At 63.0% G+C, this 13941-nt stretch carries 18 protein-coding genes; 6 read left to right on the top strand and 12 right to left on the bottom strand.

Annotation, left to right across the window (positions count from 1 at the left end; translation table 11 throughout):
* Positions 1-204 precede the first annotated feature (204 nt).
* Together V6M61_RS05520 and V6M61_RS05525 are read right to left on the bottom strand one after the other, a co-directional pair.
* On the bottom strand, positions 205-741 hold the full coding sequence (locus tag V6M61_RS05520) for a D-aminoacyl-tRNA deacylase (protein WP_332775570.1): 537 nt from the start codon (positions 739-741) through the stop codon (positions 205-207).
* Positions 742-768: 27 nt separating this feature from the next.
* Positions 769-1683, bottom strand: a complete 915-nt coding sequence (locus V6M61_RS05525) for a cation diffusion facilitator family transporter (RefSeq protein WP_332775571.1) — start codon at positions 1681-1683, stop codon at positions 769-771.
* A 55-nt stretch (positions 1684-1738) separates the two neighbouring features.
* Between V6M61_RS05525 and V6M61_RS05530 the strand changes: the two genes are divergently transcribed.
* From V6M61_RS05530 to V6M61_RS05545, 4 genes are all read left to right on the top strand, one after another.
* Positions 1739-3211: a sensor histidine kinase gene (locus V6M61_RS05530; protein WP_332775572.1), complete on the top strand. Its 1473-nt coding sequence runs from the start codon at positions 1739-1741 to the stop codon at positions 3209-3211.
* Between the two features lie 89 nt (positions 3212-3300).
* Positions 3301-3915 (top strand): response regulator transcription factor, encoded by a 615-nt coding sequence (locus V6M61_RS05535; RefSeq protein WP_332775573.1) that lies wholly within the window; start codon positions 3301-3303, stop codon positions 3913-3915.
* Positions 3916-4235: 320 nt separating this feature from the next.
* Positions 4236-4727, top strand: a complete 492-nt coding sequence (locus tag V6M61_RS05540) for a GlcG/HbpS family heme-binding protein (RefSeq protein ID WP_332775574.1) — start codon at positions 4236-4238, stop codon at positions 4725-4727.
* A 30-nt stretch (positions 4728-4757) separates the two neighbouring features.
* Positions 4758-5480, top strand: a complete 723-nt coding sequence (locus tag V6M61_RS05545) for an ankyrin repeat domain-containing protein (protein ID WP_442957732.1) — start codon at positions 4758-4760, stop codon at positions 5478-5480.
* Positions 5481-5490: 10 nt separating this feature from the next.
* On the opposite strand, the gene vapC is transcribed toward V6M61_RS05545, so the two are convergent.
* From vapC to tyrS, 5 genes are all read right to left on the bottom strand, one after another.
* Complete coding sequence (gene vapC, locus V6M61_RS05550) at positions 5491-5913, bottom strand: type II toxin-antitoxin system VapC family toxin (protein WP_332775575.1); 423 nt, start codon at positions 5911-5913, stop codon at positions 5491-5493.
* Complete coding sequence (locus V6M61_RS05555; RefSeq protein ID WP_332775576.1) at positions 5913-6245, bottom strand: type II toxin-antitoxin system VapB family antitoxin; 333 nt, start codon at positions 6243-6245, stop codon at positions 5913-5915. Before V6M61_RS05555 ends, vapC begins: the two co-directional genes overlap by 1 nt.
* A 104-nt stretch (positions 6246-6349) precedes the next feature.
* A complete protein-coding gene (locus V6M61_RS05560) occupies positions 6350-6787 on the bottom strand; it encodes a TA system VapC family ribonuclease toxin (RefSeq protein ID WP_332775577.1) in 438 nt (145 codons plus the stop codon).
* Positions 6788-6792: 5 nt separating this feature from the next.
* Entirely contained in the window at positions 6793-7038 is a 246-nt protein-coding gene (locus V6M61_RS05565) for a DUF2191 domain-containing protein (protein WP_332775578.1), read from the bottom strand.
* 96 nt (positions 7039-7134) lie between these two features.
* Positions 7135-8379 carry a tyrosine--tRNA ligase gene (gene tyrS, locus V6M61_RS05570; RefSeq protein ID WP_332775579.1) on the bottom strand — a complete coding sequence of 415 codons (1245 nt, stop codon included), beginning with the start codon at positions 8377-8379 and terminating at the stop codon, positions 7135-7137.
* A gap of 213 nt (positions 8380-8592) precedes the next feature.
* Between tyrS and V6M61_RS05575 the strand changes: the two genes are divergently transcribed.
* The gene (locus V6M61_RS05575) at positions 8593-9960 is read left to right on the top strand and encodes a M23 family metallopeptidase (protein WP_332775587.1); all 1368 of its coding nucleotides are present in this window, start codon (positions 8593-8595) and stop codon (positions 9958-9960) included.
* A gap of 85 nt (positions 9961-10045) precedes the next feature.
* Positions 10046-11170 (top strand): anhydro-N-acetylmuramic acid kinase, encoded by a 1125-nt coding sequence (locus V6M61_RS05580; protein ID WP_332775580.1) that lies wholly within the window; start codon positions 10046-10048, stop codon positions 11168-11170.
* Between the two features lie 88 nt (positions 11171-11258).
* Here the strand turns inward: V6M61_RS05580 and erpA are convergent, their stop codons facing one another.
* The 5 genes from erpA to rplM all read right to left on the bottom strand — a co-directional run bounded on the left by erpA (position 11259) and on the right by rplM (position 13940).
* A complete protein-coding gene (gene erpA, locus V6M61_RS05585) occupies positions 11259-11624 on the bottom strand; it encodes an iron-sulfur cluster insertion protein ErpA (protein ID WP_332775581.1) in 366 nt (121 codons plus the stop codon).
* Between the two features lie 105 nt (positions 11625-11729).
* Complete coding sequence (locus V6M61_RS05590; RefSeq protein WP_332775582.1) at positions 11730-12128, bottom strand: bactofilin family protein; 399 nt, start codon at positions 12126-12128, stop codon at positions 11730-11732.
* Positions 12129-12177: 49 nt separating this feature from the next.
* A complete protein-coding gene (locus V6M61_RS05595) occupies positions 12178-12885 on the bottom strand; it encodes a DUF6776 family protein (RefSeq protein ID WP_332775583.1) in 708 nt (235 codons plus the stop codon).
* Between the two features lie 252 nt (positions 12886-13137).
* The gene (gene rpsI / locus V6M61_RS05600; RefSeq protein ID WP_332775584.1) at positions 13138-13530 is read right to left on the bottom strand and encodes a 30S ribosomal protein S9; all 393 of its coding nucleotides are present in this window, start codon (positions 13528-13530) and stop codon (positions 13138-13140) included.
* Between the two features lie 11 nt (positions 13531-13541).
* Positions 13542-13940 (bottom strand): 50S ribosomal protein L13, encoded by a 399-nt coding sequence (gene rplM / locus V6M61_RS05605; RefSeq protein ID WP_332775585.1) that lies wholly within the window; start codon positions 13938-13940, stop codon positions 13542-13544.
* Position 13941 lies beyond the last annotated feature (1 nt).

Consider the following 13941-nt stretch of genomic DNA (forward strand, 5'->3'; position numbering starts at 1 on the left):
TCCTTTCGTTTGCTTGGCGGCTCACGATTGGAAGTTTCTGCGATGGACACCCATACCTACGCATACGTCAAACTTCTACTGCCTCCCCGGCAGAGCCGGGGGGTCTCCCAACGGACTAGACGCCGGGCTACCCCCGGCCTGGTCATGAAAGCACTCTGCAATAAAACAACGCACAACCCCAACAAACACAGACGCAAGAAGCTATTAATTTAATAGCGGGTCGATCTGCAACGGAATCGTCACCGGCCCGTCATTGACCAGATGCACCTGCATGGCGGCGGCAAACTGGCCGGTCTGGACGATGGGATGCAATAGCTGCGCCTGCGCCACAAAGTAGTCATAGAGCCGGCGCCCTTCTTCGGGCAACGCCGCACCGGTGAAGCTGGGCCGGTTGCCGCCCGACACATCGGCCGCCAGCGTGAACTGGCTCACGACCAGCAATCCGCCACCAATGTCCTGCACGCTGCGGTTCATCTTGCCGGGCTTATTGGCCCCCACGCTTGCCACTGCGTGTACTGCGCTGCCCCCCGAGGGGGCTGGCCGTGCTTGGGGCGGCCCGGCGCCCGGCCCGTCCGAAAAGATGCGCAGCTTGAGGATCTTGGCCAGCAGCTTGTCGGCCTGCAGCTCTGCGTCCCCGCGCTCGGCGCACACCAGCACCAGCAGCCCCTGGCCGATCTGGCCCACCGTCTCACCGGCAACCACCACACGGGCCTGGGCCACACGCTGCAGCACGGCCTTCATGCCAGCGCTCTCTTGTCAACACTCATTTCAAGCGGGGTCTTTCTCGTCGTCAAAACGGGGTTCCACATTGCTGGGCAGCATCTGGATGGTGGCACGCAGGCCCGGCACGGCGCTCATCAGCGCCTGCTCCACGCTGGTACGCAGCGCCGCCGCGCGCCCAAGCGACCAGTCGGCCGGCATGTGCATGTGCAGGTCGACAAAGCAGCGCTGGCCGGAGCGGCGCGTGGTCAGGTGGTCAAAGCGGATGGCGGGGTGCTTGAATCCTTCCAGGGTCTGGTGGATTTGGGCCAGCACCTCGGGCTCGGCGGCTTCGTCCATCAAGCCCTGTGAAGAGCGCCACATCAGGTGAAAGCCTTCCCGCAAGATGTTGAGCGCCACCGCAATGGCCACCAGTGCGTCCAGCCACAGCCAGCCGGTCAGCGCCACGGCGCCAATGCCGATGACCACACCGGCAGACGTCCAGACATCGGTGGCCAGGTGTCTCGCATCGGCCTCCAGCGCAATCGAGCGGTGCACACGGGCGGCACGAAGCATCACCCAGGCCATCAGCCCATTGATCACCGAGCTGGCGACCGACAAGGCCAGGCCCCAGCCCAGCTGCTCCAGCGGCTGGGGCGCCAGCAGGCGCGGCAGGGCCGCCCAGAGGATGGCGGCGGCAGCGCCTATGATCATCGCGCCTTCAAAGCCGGAAGAAAAATACTCGGCCTTGGTGTGGCCGTAAGGATGGTCCTCGTCGGCCGGGCGCTTGGCAATGGTGACCATGGCCAGCGCAAACAGGGCGCTGGCCAGGTTGACCAGCGACTCCAGCGCATCCGACAGCAAACCGACCGAACCGGTGATGTACCAGGCCAGCGTCTTGAGCACGATGGTGATGACGGCCACGCCCGCGGAAGCCCAGAGCATGCGCTGTGGCGTCAATGAGTGCAGGTCCAGCCGGTTCATGCGCACATTGTCAACGATGCGGTGAACGCCCCACAAGCTATGCAAAAATGCGGCGATGCTGCACGCGCTACAACGCCGGTTGATCTGGGTCCTGCTCTGGTGCGCCGTCACGGCGCTGGGCTGCGTGGCGCTGGCCCGTCTGCAGCTGACGCAGCTGCGCGAAGCTTTTGAGACCGACGCGCGGATTGTCCACCGGCTGCTCAGCCAGCGCGTGGTCCAGCATGACGCCGTGATGGCCACGCTGGCCTTGCTGCAAGCGGCTCATGATCCCGCAGGGTCGTCTGCCCAGCCCGAACAGCGCCTGGCCTCCGTTTACCCTCAATTTCTGGGTGTGCGGCGACGCGACCACGGCGCGCTCTGGCCGCAGGACAACTTGCGCGCGGCCGAGGAACAATCCCGCCAGAGCCGCCGCGCGGTGCTGGCCGATGTGGACTTTTCCAGGGGTCGCTACCAGCTGGTGCTGAGCGCCGAGCCGGCCAGTTACGCCCTGCTGATCGACCTGCGCAGCACGGTGCCCTGGAGTGAATGGCCGATGCAGCCCGACACCAGCCCGGTGCGCGTGACGCTGGAGCATGCCGGCCAAAGCTTTGTGGTGCAGCCGGGACATATCGGCAGCGATGGCTGGCGTTTTGATTTTCACAAGCACCTGGCCACGCCAAGCCAGCCATTTGACGTGGTGGCCTTGCGGCAGGTGGGCTGGCGTGAATTGCCCTGGGGCCGGATGCTGGCCTGGGCGCTGCTCGTGGCCGGCGCGCTGGCCGCGCTGATGACGCTGCAGCGTCAGCGCGCCGGGCGCCGGCGCGCCGAAGAGCTGCTGCGGCTGGGCCAGGTGGCGCGCCTCAATACGCTGGGCGAACTGGCCGCCGGCATGGCCCATGAGCTGAACCAGCCGCTGACGGCCGTGCTGGCCAACACCCAGGCGGCCAACCGCCTGCTGGCTGAAGAGCCGCCCGAGCTGGCCACCGCCCGCAACGCCATGACGCAGGCCGTGGAGCAGGCGCGGCGCGCCTGCGATGTGGTGGGGCGCCTGCGGCGCGCGGTGGAGCGGCCCGATCTGGCCGGGCAGGTGCAGGCCATCGTGTTGCAGGATGCCGTGCGCAACGCCCTGTACTTGCTGGAGCCTGAATGCAAACGCCGCCACGTTGAGCCGCAACTTGAAGCCTCAGCCGCACCCATCTCCGTGCTGGCCGAGCCGGTGGCGCTGGAGCAAATCATCCACAACCTGCTGATGAATGCCCTGCAGGCGCTGGAACAAGTGCCCGCACGCGAGCGCCAGCTGAGGGTGACCCTGGACGCTGAGGGCACGCTGGGCGTTATCAGCGTCGCCGATAGCGGCCCGGGCATTGCAGCTGACGTGCTGCCCCGGATTTTCGAGCCCTTCTTCACCACCCGCGAGGCCGGCCTCGGACTGGGCCTGAGCCTGTGCGAAACGCTGGCCACCGGCATGGGCGGCAGTCTGATGGCCGCGCACAATGCGCCGCGCGGTGCCGTGTTCCGGCTGTCTTTGCCCTTGGCGGCCAAACCATGAAAGAACGCTTGAGCGCCGCCGGACCGCCCCAAGGCGCGAGGGCCCCCTCGGGGGGCAGCGCAGCACACGCAGTGGCAAGCGTGGGGGCCATGTTGTCACCCCTGATTCACCTCATCGACGACGACGAGGCGGTGCGCAAAAGCCTGGCGTTGCTGATCAGCACGGTGGGCCTGCGCGTGCAAACCTGGGCTGACCCGCAAGCCTTCATCAACGGCTTTGACCGGCAGAGCATTGGCGCCATCGTGCTCGATGTGCGCATGCCCGGCATCAGCGGCCTGGCCGTGCTGGACACGCTGGTGGCCCAGGGGGTGGACCAGCCCGTCATCATGCTGACCGGCCACGGCACGGTGGAGATGTGCCGCCGCGCCTTCAAATCCGGCGCCGCCGAGTTTCTGGAAAAGCCCGTCAACGACGAGCAGCTGCTCGAAGCGCTGCAAAACGCGGTGCGCCAGCATGTGAAGTCGCGCGAGCGGCACCAGGCCGACCGGCAGGCGCACGAGCGCTATGCCCAGCTGTCCGAGCGCGAGCGCGAGGTGCTGGGCCTGATCGTGGCAGGCCTCACCAACAAGGAAATCGGCCGCGCGCTCGATGTCTCGCCGCGCACCGTGGAAACCCACCGCGCCAACCTGTTCGCCAAGCTGCAAGCCGAGTCGCTGGCCCAGTTGATCCGCCAATATGCCGCGCTGGTGGATGCAGCTGACTGAGGCGCGCTGACCTCGACTCCGTAGACAGACACTCCGTAGTTCTACGGAGCCCCGCGCGTAGCCCTACGAATGGGCAAAGCCGCCGCCATTTTTTAAAGTTCTCCCACGGTTGAATGTGAAGCCCCCACGCTTGCCACTTCGTGTGCTGCGCTGCCCCCAAGGGGGCCGCAGTCGCCTTGGGGCGGCCCGGCGGCGATGTGAGGGGCCCCCACGCTTGCCACTTCGTGTGCTGCGCTGCCCCCAAGGGGGCCGCAGTCGCCTTGGGGCGGCCCGGCGGCGACTGAACCGTTTTTTCAACAAACCAACTTCTGGAGAACACCATGCGCAACGTTATCAAGATTTCCGCTCTTGCCCTGTCCCTCATCGCTGCAGCGGCCAACGCCCAAGGCGTGCGGACCGAGAAAAACATCTCCCTCGACCTGGCCAACCAGATCGCCGCCGCCACCGTCGCCGCCTGCGCTGCCAATGGCTATGCGGTGGGCGTTACCGTGGTGGACCGCGCGGGCACCGTGCGCGCCGTGCAGCGTGCCGACAATGCCGGCCCGCACACGCTGGGTGCCAGCCTGCAGAAGGCCTTCACCTCCGCCTCGGCCAAAAACAACACGCTGGCCATGATGGAAGGCGCGCAGAAAAACCCCGCAGCCGCGAACCTGACCGACATTCCGGGCTTCCTGCTGCTGGGCGGCGGTGTGCCGGTGAAAGTGGGCAATGAGGTCATCGGCGCAGTCGGCGTCGGCGGCGCCCCCGGCGGTCACCTCGACGAGGCTTGCGCCGTGGCCGCGCTGGACAAGGTCAAGGACCAGCTGAAGTAAACCCCAGGAAAATCTCCAGGAGAATCCGCCATGAAACCAAGCCCTCTTCGCCTGTCCCTGCCCTTGAAACATCTGGTGCTGGCCGCAGCCTGCGGGCTCGGTGCCATGGCGGCCACGCCTGCTGCGGCCCAGGTGGCCCCGAACACTGCTGAAGTGGCAGCCTACAAAGGCCTGCACGCCGCCGCCCACAAGGGCGATGTGGCCCAGATTGAAAAACTCGCCGTCGCAAAAACCGACCTCAATGCCCGTGACGGCAACGGCCGCACGCTGCTGCACGTGGCCAGCTTTGCGAAACAGCGCGATGCCATCCGCGCACTCGTGAAAGCGGGCGCCAGCATCAACCTGCTTGACAACGACCGCTACGACGGCGTGACCATCGCCTCCGTCGCAGACGACGAGGAAACGCTGCGCGTGCTGCTGTCACTCGGCGCCAGTGCGAAACAGGTCACCAGCCGCTACGACGGCACCGCCCTGATCGCGGCCGCCCACCTGGGCCATGACGGCGTGGTCAGGCAGCTGATCGCCGCCGGCGCGCCGCTGGACCATGTGAACAACCTGCACTGGACGGCCACCATCGAATCCATCGTGCTGGGCAACGGCGGGCCGCGCCACCAGGCCACGCTCAAAGCCCTGATCGAGGCCGGTGCCAACCTGCAGCTGGCCGACCGGCAGGGCAATACGCCGCTGCAACTGGCGAAGTCACGCGGCTACAAGGAGATGGTGCAGATGCTGGAGAAGGCCGGCGCGAAGTAGCGCAGCCTCCTCAGTGCGCTGGCGCGAACGGCCGGCGCGGGTAGATCAGCAATTGGGGCGCCACTTGCGCCAGCGCGAGAAAATCGCGGTCGTTGTGAACCAGCATCGCTTCTTGTTCCAGCGCGACCGCCGCAATCAGGCAGTCGGTTGATTTCCGGATTGTGAAGCCCTGCTGCCGTGCGCGACGGTACAGCTGCGCAGCCGCTTCGAACGTCTCCAGCGGATCCAGCGGCTGCAGCATGGTCTGCGCACTCAGCACCCGCCGGGTCGTGGCAAATTGGCGCTCGGAGCTCACACCCTGAAGCACCTCCAGGTAAATCATCTGCGTGAGCGCCAGTTCCTCATGCGCCTCGCGCTCCTGAATAAAACGAACCGCGTCGGTGTCCGCCCCGCGCAACCAGTCGATCCAGACCGAGGAGTCGACCAGCAGCATCAACTTTTCTTTGGCCGGGCCGGCTTGGCGGGCTTTCCCGGGGGCTTTTGGACAGCGGGCTTGGCGGCTGCCTGGTAGGTGGCGCGCGGCTGCTCGACCCGGTTCTGTTCTATCCGGTTCTGCCCCACTTCCGTGCCGCGCGCCCAGGGTGCCTTGGGATCGTAGTCAGGATCGACGCCGCCAATACCAAACAGCTCGCGGACCGAGGGCCGCTGAGCCCGCGCCACCATCTCGCGCAAGGCACGATCCACGACTTCGCGCTTGGTGCGCGCGCCCGACAGCCGCATGGCCTCGGCCACGATAGTTTCGTCGATGTCGATGTTGGTTATCATGGTTATAAATTGTACATGGCTTGTACAATTTATGGCTACCAGCACTCACCAAAACCCGCAGTGCGATTCGTCTACATAACTTGGAAAATTCACGCTTACCAGTCTTATTCAGCTGGCAAAAGAACGAGCAAAGATCGGGGTAGCAGCTGACGAAAACCCTTATCAAACGTCACAAAAGGCTCGCTCAAACTGAGAGACAACGCAGCAAGCCAGGCATCGGGAACGTGGTTTGCAGTCAGTTGCTTCTCAAGCACGAGGCCGCGAAAGTGGGCCCATTCTGACGTTTGCCCAAGCAGGCGCACATGTGTGTCTTCGAGCAGCCAATCCACGAAGTCAACCGCCTGTGTGCAGGGCGATGGTGTGGGGAAAATTTTGGTATTCGTTACCAACCGCAGGAAGCCACTAATCACTTGCATGGGCAGCATCAAGCGCTGACCATCTTTGGCTTCTTTTAGACTACTTTTAAGCCAGTTTGCAGCCACCCTGTGGTGCGGATGATCCGCGCGGTAAGCCGCCACCAGCACATTGGTATCAGGCAACATTGGCATCAGCCAGCAAGGTCGGCCGCATCAAGCATCTCACGGGTGCTCAAGCCGCTCAATCCCGGCGCGAGCCCTGTCTTGCCATTGAACACCGGCATAGTCCTTCGTCTTGTGGCTGGCGCAACCTCCGCAGCACGCAAGCGCATACGCAAACCCTCTTCGATCAAACGCGTCAGCGTAGACCGCTGACGAGCCGCCAATGATTTCGCTTCGGCCAGCAAGTTGTCGTGAATGTTGAGCGTGGTTTTCATAAGACTAATTATACAGATTTCTGTATTTTTATAAAAATTCAGTCTGAATGATGTGGCGCCATGAATTACGCAAGCTCAATAAGCCCTTGCCCTCAGTCATGCCAGCGTGACCTTCGCAAACTTGCGCTTGCCCACCTGCACCACATAGATACCGGCGCCAAGCTTCAACCCCTTGTCACTGACCACGCTGGAGTCCACCCGCACGCCGCCACCGTCAATCAGGCGGTTGGCTTCGCTACCCGAAGGTGCGAGCCCGGCCTGTTTGAGCAAGGCCCCGATACCGAGCGGCGCACCCCCCTCGGCCAGGCTCAAGGTCACCTCGGGAATATCGTCGGGCACGCCGCCCTTGCTGCGGTTGATGAAGTCTTGCTCGGCGGCATCGGCGGCCGCCAGGCTATGGAAACGCGCGGTGATCTCCTTGGCCAGCATCACCTTCGCATCCTTGGGGTTGCGACCCGCATAGACCTCATCTTTGAGCGCGGCAATTTCGGCCTCGCTTTTGAACGACAGCAGGGTGTACCAGCGCCACATCAGCACATCGGAAATGCTCAGCACCTTGGCAAACATGGTGTTGGCGTCTTCGCTGATGCCGATGTAGTTGTTCTTGCTCTTGGACATCTTCTCGATGCCGTCCAGGCCTTCGAGCAGCGGCATGGTCAGAATGCACTGGGGCTCCTGGCCATATTCGGCCTGCAGGTGCCGGCCCATCAACAGGTTGAACTTCTGGTCGGTGCCGCCCAGCTCCAGGTCGCTCTTGAGTGCCACCGAGTCGTAGCCCTGCATCAGCGGGTATAAAAACTCGTGGACGCTGATCGACTGGCCGGCCTTGAAGCGGTCGTGGAAATCGTTGCGCTCCATCATGCGGGCCACGGTGTAGCGCGAGGCCAGCTGGATCATGCCGCGCGCGCCCAGCGGGTCGCTCCATTCGCTGTTGTAGCGAATCTCGGTTCTGGCCGGGTTCAGCACCAGGCTGGCCTGGCGGTAGTAGGTTTCAGCATTCACCTTGATTTGCTCAGGGCTCAAAGGCGGTCGCGTCGTGTTGCGGCCCGACGGGTCGCCGATCAGGCTGGTGAAATCGCCGATCAGGAAGATCACCGTATGGCCCAGGTCCTGCAATTGACGCATTTTGTTCAAAACCACCGTATGCCCGACATGAATGTCAGGTGCGGTGGGGTCCAGCCCCAATTTGATGCGCAGCGGAACACCGGTAGCCTCGCTTTTGGCGAGTTTTTTGACCCATTCATCCTGAGGAATTAACTCTTCACAGCCGCGCAGCGACACGGCGAGGGCTTCACGGACCCGGTCGGTAACCGGAAAGTTTTCAGTAAGAGCTTGATTCATAAGGGTTTTTCTCATGCCCGGCGCTTGTCCGGCAGATATAATGGCGGTTTGGCAGTTGCAGGCAGCCATTTTAGTTGGCCCGCAATTTGCACCCCAGATTTTGAGTGCTATGCCTGCAGGCCGGTTTTTACGGATTGCGCATCGCTGTCGTCATTTCGCAATCCGGCACGCCCGACGGTGCCCGATGCCTACACGTTGGGAATTTCAGTTTTGATCAAACACGGCCTACTCACCGTTACCGCCGCCGTCGCAGACAGTCTTCGCCGCCACCCGAAACGAGTCACAGCAAGCCTCGCAGCCCTGCTGCTGGGTACGGGCGTGACGGCTTTTGGCGTGGCTCCGCTGGCGCCTGACGCCGCCGACTTGCCGGTTCACCAAGTGCTGGAAGCCGTGCAAAGCCTGCCCACCGAGACACAAACCGGGGTGCTGGCCGATTACCGCTTCAAGCTGTTTCGCACCGAAAGCACCCGCAGCAGCGATACCGCCGACAGCCTGCTCAAGCGCATGAATATTCATGATGCGGCGGCGGCGGCATTCTTTCGCCTCGACTCCAATGCCCGGTTGATGCTGGCCGGCAGCCCGGGCAAAAACGTCACGGCAGAAGCCACCGACAGCCAGCATCTGCTCAAGCTGAGCATGCGCTGGCCGACCGATGATGAAACGCAGTTCAAGCGCCTGGTGGTTGAGCGCGCCGGCAACAGCTTCAGCTCGCGCATTGAAACCGCGCCTTACACCAGCTCGGCCCGGCTGGCCAGCGGCAGCATCCAGACCTCGCTCTTTGCCGCCACCGACGAAGCCCGCATCCCCGATGGCGTGGCCGTGCAGATCGCCGAGATCTTTTCGGGCGACATCGACTTTCGCCGTGCGCTTCGCAAGGGCGACCGCTTCAACGTGGTGTACGAAACCCTGGAGGCCGATGGCGAGCCGCTGCGCACGGGCCGGGTCCTGTCCGCCGAATTCGTCAACGCCGGCAAAAGCTACCAGGCCATGTGGTTCCAGGCACCGGGCGAGAACGCCACGGGCACCAGTACCCCCAACAAGGGTGGCTACTACACGCTGGACGGCCAGAGCCTGCGCCGCGCCTACCTCAGTTCGCCCGTGGAGTTTTCGCGTATCAGCAGCGGTTTTTCCATGCGCTTTCACCCCATCCTCCAGAAGTGGCGCGCCCATCTGGGCACCGACTTCGCAGCGGTCACCGGCACACCGGCACGCACCGTGGGCGACGGCGTGGTGGGGTTTGCCGGTGTGCAGAACGGCTATGGCAATGTGGTCTTCATCAAGCACCGCAACGGCCATGAGACCGTTTACGCGCACCTGAGCAAGATTTCGGTGCAACGCGGCCAGAGCGTGAGCCAGGGCCAGACCATCGGCCTGGTCGGCTCCACCGGCTGGGCCACCGGGCCGCACCTGCACTTCGAGTTCCGTGTCAATGGCACGCATCAAGACCCGATGACGATTGCCAAACAAAGCGAAACCATTCCCCTGGCAGCTGCAGCGATGCCGCTGTTCCGGCAGCTGGCAGGCACCGTCAGGCAGCAATTGCTGGCGGCCGCCACCATCGCCCAAACGCGCGCCGAATAAGCCCGGCGCTTTTCACCAGCGCGCTCTTGAAAGCCTGTAGGCCGCCCTTTGCCGCCCTTTGCCGCCGATACGGCAGAATAAGCGCATGCTTGACTACTACATTGGCCTGATGTCGGGCACCTCGCTGGACGGCGCCGATGGTGTTTTGCTTGAGTTTTCAGCCACCCGGCCCCGTGTCGTCGCCGATGCCTCGGAGTCCTTTGCCACGGACTTCCGGGCGGAACTGCTGGCACTGAACACGCCCGCAGACAACGAACTGCATCGTGCAGCCCTGGCGGGCAACCGGCTCGCCGCCGTGTACGCGCGGGTGGTTCAGGCGCTGCTGGCCGAGGCCGCGACGCAAGGCATCGCCGCCTCACAGGTCCGAGCCATCGGGGCCCATGGGCAAACCGTTCGGCACCGCCCGCAGGAGTGGGGCACAGGCTACACCTTGCAGCTCAACAACCCGGCCCTGCTCGCCGAACTCACGGGCATTGACGTGGTGGCGGACTTTCGCAACGCCGACCTGGCGGCGGGTGGCCAGGGCGCACCGCTGGTTCCGGCCTTTCACCACGCGCTTTTTGCACGGGCCGGCCAGTCGATGGCCGTGCTCAATATAGGCGGCATCAGCAACCTGACCTTGTTGCCCGCCAGCGGACCGGTCACCGGTTTTGATTGCGGCCCGGGCAACGCTTTGATGGATTTCTGGTGCCACCAGCACACGCAGCAAGCCTATGACGACCGGGGCGCCTGGGCCGCCTCAGGCGCCGTCGTGCCCGATTTGCTGGCGCGTCTGATAAGCGCGCCCTACTTTGCCCAGATGCCGCCCAAAAGCACCGGACGCGACTTGTTCAACCCGGCCTGGCTTGCCGGGCAGCTCCAGGGGTTCGAGGCCTGCGCGCCGCAGGATGTTCAGGCCACGCTCACAGCACTGACCGCCCAGGCCTGCGCCCGCGATCTGCAGCGCCATGCGCCGCAAAGCACCGAACTGCTGGTGTGCGGCGGCGGCGCACTCAATGCCGAACTGATGCGCCAGTTGGCGCTGGCCTTGCCCGGCGTCACCGTCCTGCCCAGCTCGGCACGCGGCCTGCCACCGCTGCAGGTGGAAGCGGCGGCGTTTGCCTGGCTGGCCCGCGCCTGGCAGCAGCGGACGCCGGGCAATTTGACCGCGGTGACCGGGGCACGCGGCCCACGCGTGCTGGGTGCGCTGTACCCGGCCAGCCGGTCCTGAGAAGCCAGCAACAAAAAAGGGCCCGAAGGCCCTTTTTTGACTGATTGGATTGCCTCCCCGGTCTTCCCGGTTTGAAGGCCCCGGCCGCTCAGGCCGAGAAGCTGGAGCCGCAGCCGCAAGTGCTGGTGGCGTTGGGGTTTTTGATCACAAACTGGGCGCCTTCGAGGTCGTCCTTGTAATCGATCTCGGCACCAACCAGGTACTGGTAGCTCATGGCGTCGATCAGCAGGGACACGCCATTTTTGGTCATGGTGGTGTCGTCGTCGTTGGTGATCTCGTCAAACGTGAAGCCGTACTGGAAACCGGAGCAGCCGCCGCCCTGCACAAACACGCGCAATTTCAGGTCCGGATTGCCTTCTTCGGCAATCAGCTCAGCGACTTTGGCCGCAGCGCTGTCGGTAAAGACAAAGGGGGCGGGCATTTCGGTTTGGATGTTTTCGGCAACTGCGCTCATGGGGACTCCGTTCTTCAAGACTCTGGCAATAGTACAGCAGTTTGATCAACCATAGCGCTTGCACGTATTAAGCAGGCACGGTTGTGAGTGCTTACTACCGACTTTTTAACCGTTATTGGCGGCCAGTTTCAAGGCAGGTTTGTCTACGAATTCCTGGCTGGTCGGGCACAACAAACCAAAGATGACAGCGCCCTGGTGCATTTCAAGCGCCTTGTAAGACACATTGCCCTCAATGTTCGCCTTGGGCTGCAGCTCCAGCAGCTCGGACGCATGCACCGGCCCGTTGACGCGCCCATTGATGATCACGTGGTCGGCGTGAATGTGGCCGGTCACGCTGGCGGACTCGCTGATCACCAGAATGCTGGCGCTGCCTTCATTGGCACGGATGTCACCAATCACGTCCCCATCGACCCGCAGGCCATCGGTGAACTTGAGGTTGCCCTCTATGCAGCTGCCCTGGGCAATCAGACTTTTGATGGGGGGCTGCTTTTTTTTGCCAAACATATAGCTAAGTCCTGTGAAACCGGTGAGACCGTTGAAAAAGGGGGGCGGATTAGAGCTTGAAGGTTTGAACAGAGCGGACGGCCACCCCTTCAACGACTTTGGCTGTCACCGTTTTTACCACGGCTTGAGGCGGTAAGTCGAGCACGCCTTCAATGCGGCGGTATTGCTTGAACTGCAAAACCTGCGCGCCACCGGGCAAGGTCGCCATCCAGGGCTTTCCGGCTTGCGTGCCGCTGAAGGTCAGCTCCAGCTTGCCGTTGAACACCGGGGCATCCTTGACGGGCTGAATCACCAGCACCTGCCACTTGAGTTGCGCCTCGGACAGCGCTTCGGCCTGCAGGCCGCGGATAGACGCGCTTTCGACACCCCCGGCAGGCAGCAGTTTTTCGAAAAAGCCCAGATCATCGCGCAGCATCCGGTTGTCGGCTTCCAGTTGCCTGATCTGGGCCATCATTTTTTCCTGGGCGGCCTTTTCGGCCGTCAGCAGGCTGCTGGAGGTGTTGACAATGGACTGCACCTTGTCACGATCAGCACGCAACAAGTCCACTTCTTCACGCAACAGGCTCAACTCCTCCTTGGCATTGGTATCCAGGCCGGCAATGCCCTTGCCAAATTCAAAAGCCCAGAGGGCGATGGCGGCGGAAAAGCCCAGCATGACGGCCCCTGCAATCCAGCGCAGGGGCCAGGGCAGATGGCTGCGAATGGCCATGCGCGGCGAGCTGATCGTAAGGCGGCGGCGAAACAGACGGAATTTCAAATCGGACCCTGTAATTTCCCTGGGAGGTTTGCATTGTGCCAACAGACTGGGCGCAACCATGAGGTCCGGGCGTAACGGTTTGCGTCATCGGTTGCAACTCACGGAACCGGGCTACGCCGACCCGATGCCCGAGTGTAAGCCTACGGCGGTACCCCCATCCCCCCCTGAAAAGCGCCAGCCCATGAAAAAAGCCGCCGGGCGCAAACCACGGCGGCTTTTTTCGGGTGCAGCCAAAAGCAGCTAAATGTGGGTTTAGCGCTTGCTGAACTGCTTGCGGCGGCGTGCCGAACGGAAACCGACCTTTTTACGCTCGACTTCACGCGCATCACGCGTTACAAAACCGGCCTGGCTCAACGCCGGCTTGAGCGTGGCGTCATAGTCGATCAGCGCACGGGTAATGCCGTGGCGCACCGCACCGGCCTGGCCGGACTCACCACCGCCGTGAACGTTGACCATGATGTCAAAGGTCTCGACATGGTTGGTCAAATACAGCGGCTGCTTGCAGATCATGATCGAGGTCTCACGGCCAAAGAACGCCTGGATGTCCCGGTCGTTCACGGTGATCTTGCCTGTGCCTTTTTTGATAAACACGCGGGCGACGCTTGATTTGCGACGGCCGGTGCCATTGTTCCATTCACCAATCATCTCAAGGCTCCTTAAATTTCCAACACTTTGGGTTGCTGGGCAGTGTGCGGGTGCTCAGCACCACCGTACACCTTGAGCTTCTTGATCATGGCGTAGCCGAGCGGGCCCTTGGGCAGCATGCCCTTGACGGCTTTTTCCAAAGCGCGGCCGGGGTGCTTGGCTTGCATATCGCGGAAGTTCGTAGCCGTGATACCGCCGGGGTAACCCGAGTGACGGTAGTACATCTTGTCGAGCGGCTTGGCGCCGGTGACACGAAGCTGGGCTGCGTTGATGATGACGATGAAGTCACCGGTATCGACGTGAGGCGTGTAAATGGCCTTGTGTTTGCCGCGCAAACGGAGAGCAACTTCGCTGGCTACTCGTCCGAGGACCTTGTCGGTCGCGTCAATCACAAACCACTCGTGCGTCACG

Source organism: Polaromonas sp., assembly GCF_036676035.1.
In the GTDB taxonomy this organism is placed as follows: Bacteria; Pseudomonadota; Gammaproteobacteria; order Burkholderiales; family Burkholderiaceae_C; genus Polaromonas.

Excerpts from the sequence above, each read along its gene's own strand:
- V6M61_RS05520 (WP_332775570.1), bottom strand. The coding sequence starts at position 741 with ATGAAGGCCGTGCTGCAGCGTGTGGCCCAGGCCCGTGTGGTGGTTGCC.
- V6M61_RS05525 (WP_332775571.1), bottom strand. The coding sequence starts at position 1,683 with ATGAACCGGCTGGACCTGCACTCATTGACGCCACAGCGCATGCTCTGG.
- V6M61_RS05530 (WP_332775572.1), top strand. The coding sequence starts at position 1,739 with ATGCTGCACGCGCTACAACGCCGGTTGATCTGGGTCCTGCTCTGGTGC.
- V6M61_RS05535 (WP_332775573.1), top strand. The coding sequence starts at position 3,301 with ATGTTGTCACCCCTGATTCACCTCATCGACGACGACGAGGCGGTGCGC.
- V6M61_RS05540 (WP_332775574.1), top strand. The coding sequence starts at position 4,236 with ATGCGCAACGTTATCAAGATTTCCGCTCTTGCCCTGTCCCTCATCGCT.
- V6M61_RS05545 (WP_442957732.1), top strand. The coding sequence starts at position 4,758 with ATGAAACCAAGCCCTCTTCGCCTGTCCCTGCCCTTGAAACATCTGGTG.
- vapC (WP_332775575.1), bottom strand. The coding sequence starts at position 5,913 with ATGCTGCTGGTCGACTCCTCGGTCTGGATCGACTGGTTGCGCGGGGCG.
- V6M61_RS05555 (WP_332775576.1), bottom strand. The coding sequence starts at position 6,245 with ATGATAACCAACATCGACATCGACGAAACTATCGTGGCCGAGGCCATG.
- V6M61_RS05560 (WP_332775577.1), bottom strand. The coding sequence starts at position 6,787 with ATGTTGCCTGATACCAATGTGCTGGTGGCGGCTTACCGCGCGGATCAT.
- V6M61_RS05565 (WP_332775578.1), bottom strand. The coding sequence starts at position 7,038 with ATGAAAACCACGCTCAACATTCACGACAACTTGCTGGCCGAAGCGAAA.
- tyrS (WP_332775579.1), bottom strand. The coding sequence starts at position 8,379 with ATGAATCAAGCTCTTACTGAAAACTTTCCGGTTACCGACCGGGTCCGT.
- V6M61_RS05580 (WP_332775580.1), top strand. The coding sequence starts at position 10,046 with ATGCTTGACTACTACATTGGCCTGATGTCGGGCACCTCGCTGGACGGC.
- erpA (WP_332775581.1), bottom strand. The coding sequence starts at position 11,624 with ATGAGCGCAGTTGCCGAAAACATCCAAACCGAAATGCCCGCCCCCTTT.
- V6M61_RS05590 (WP_332775582.1), bottom strand. The coding sequence starts at position 12,128 with ATGTTTGGCAAAAAAAAGCAGCCCCCCATCAAAAGTCTGATTGCCCAG.
- rpsI (WP_332775584.1), bottom strand. The coding sequence starts at position 13,530 with ATGATTGGTGAATGGAACAATGGCACCGGCCGTCGCAAATCAAGCGTC.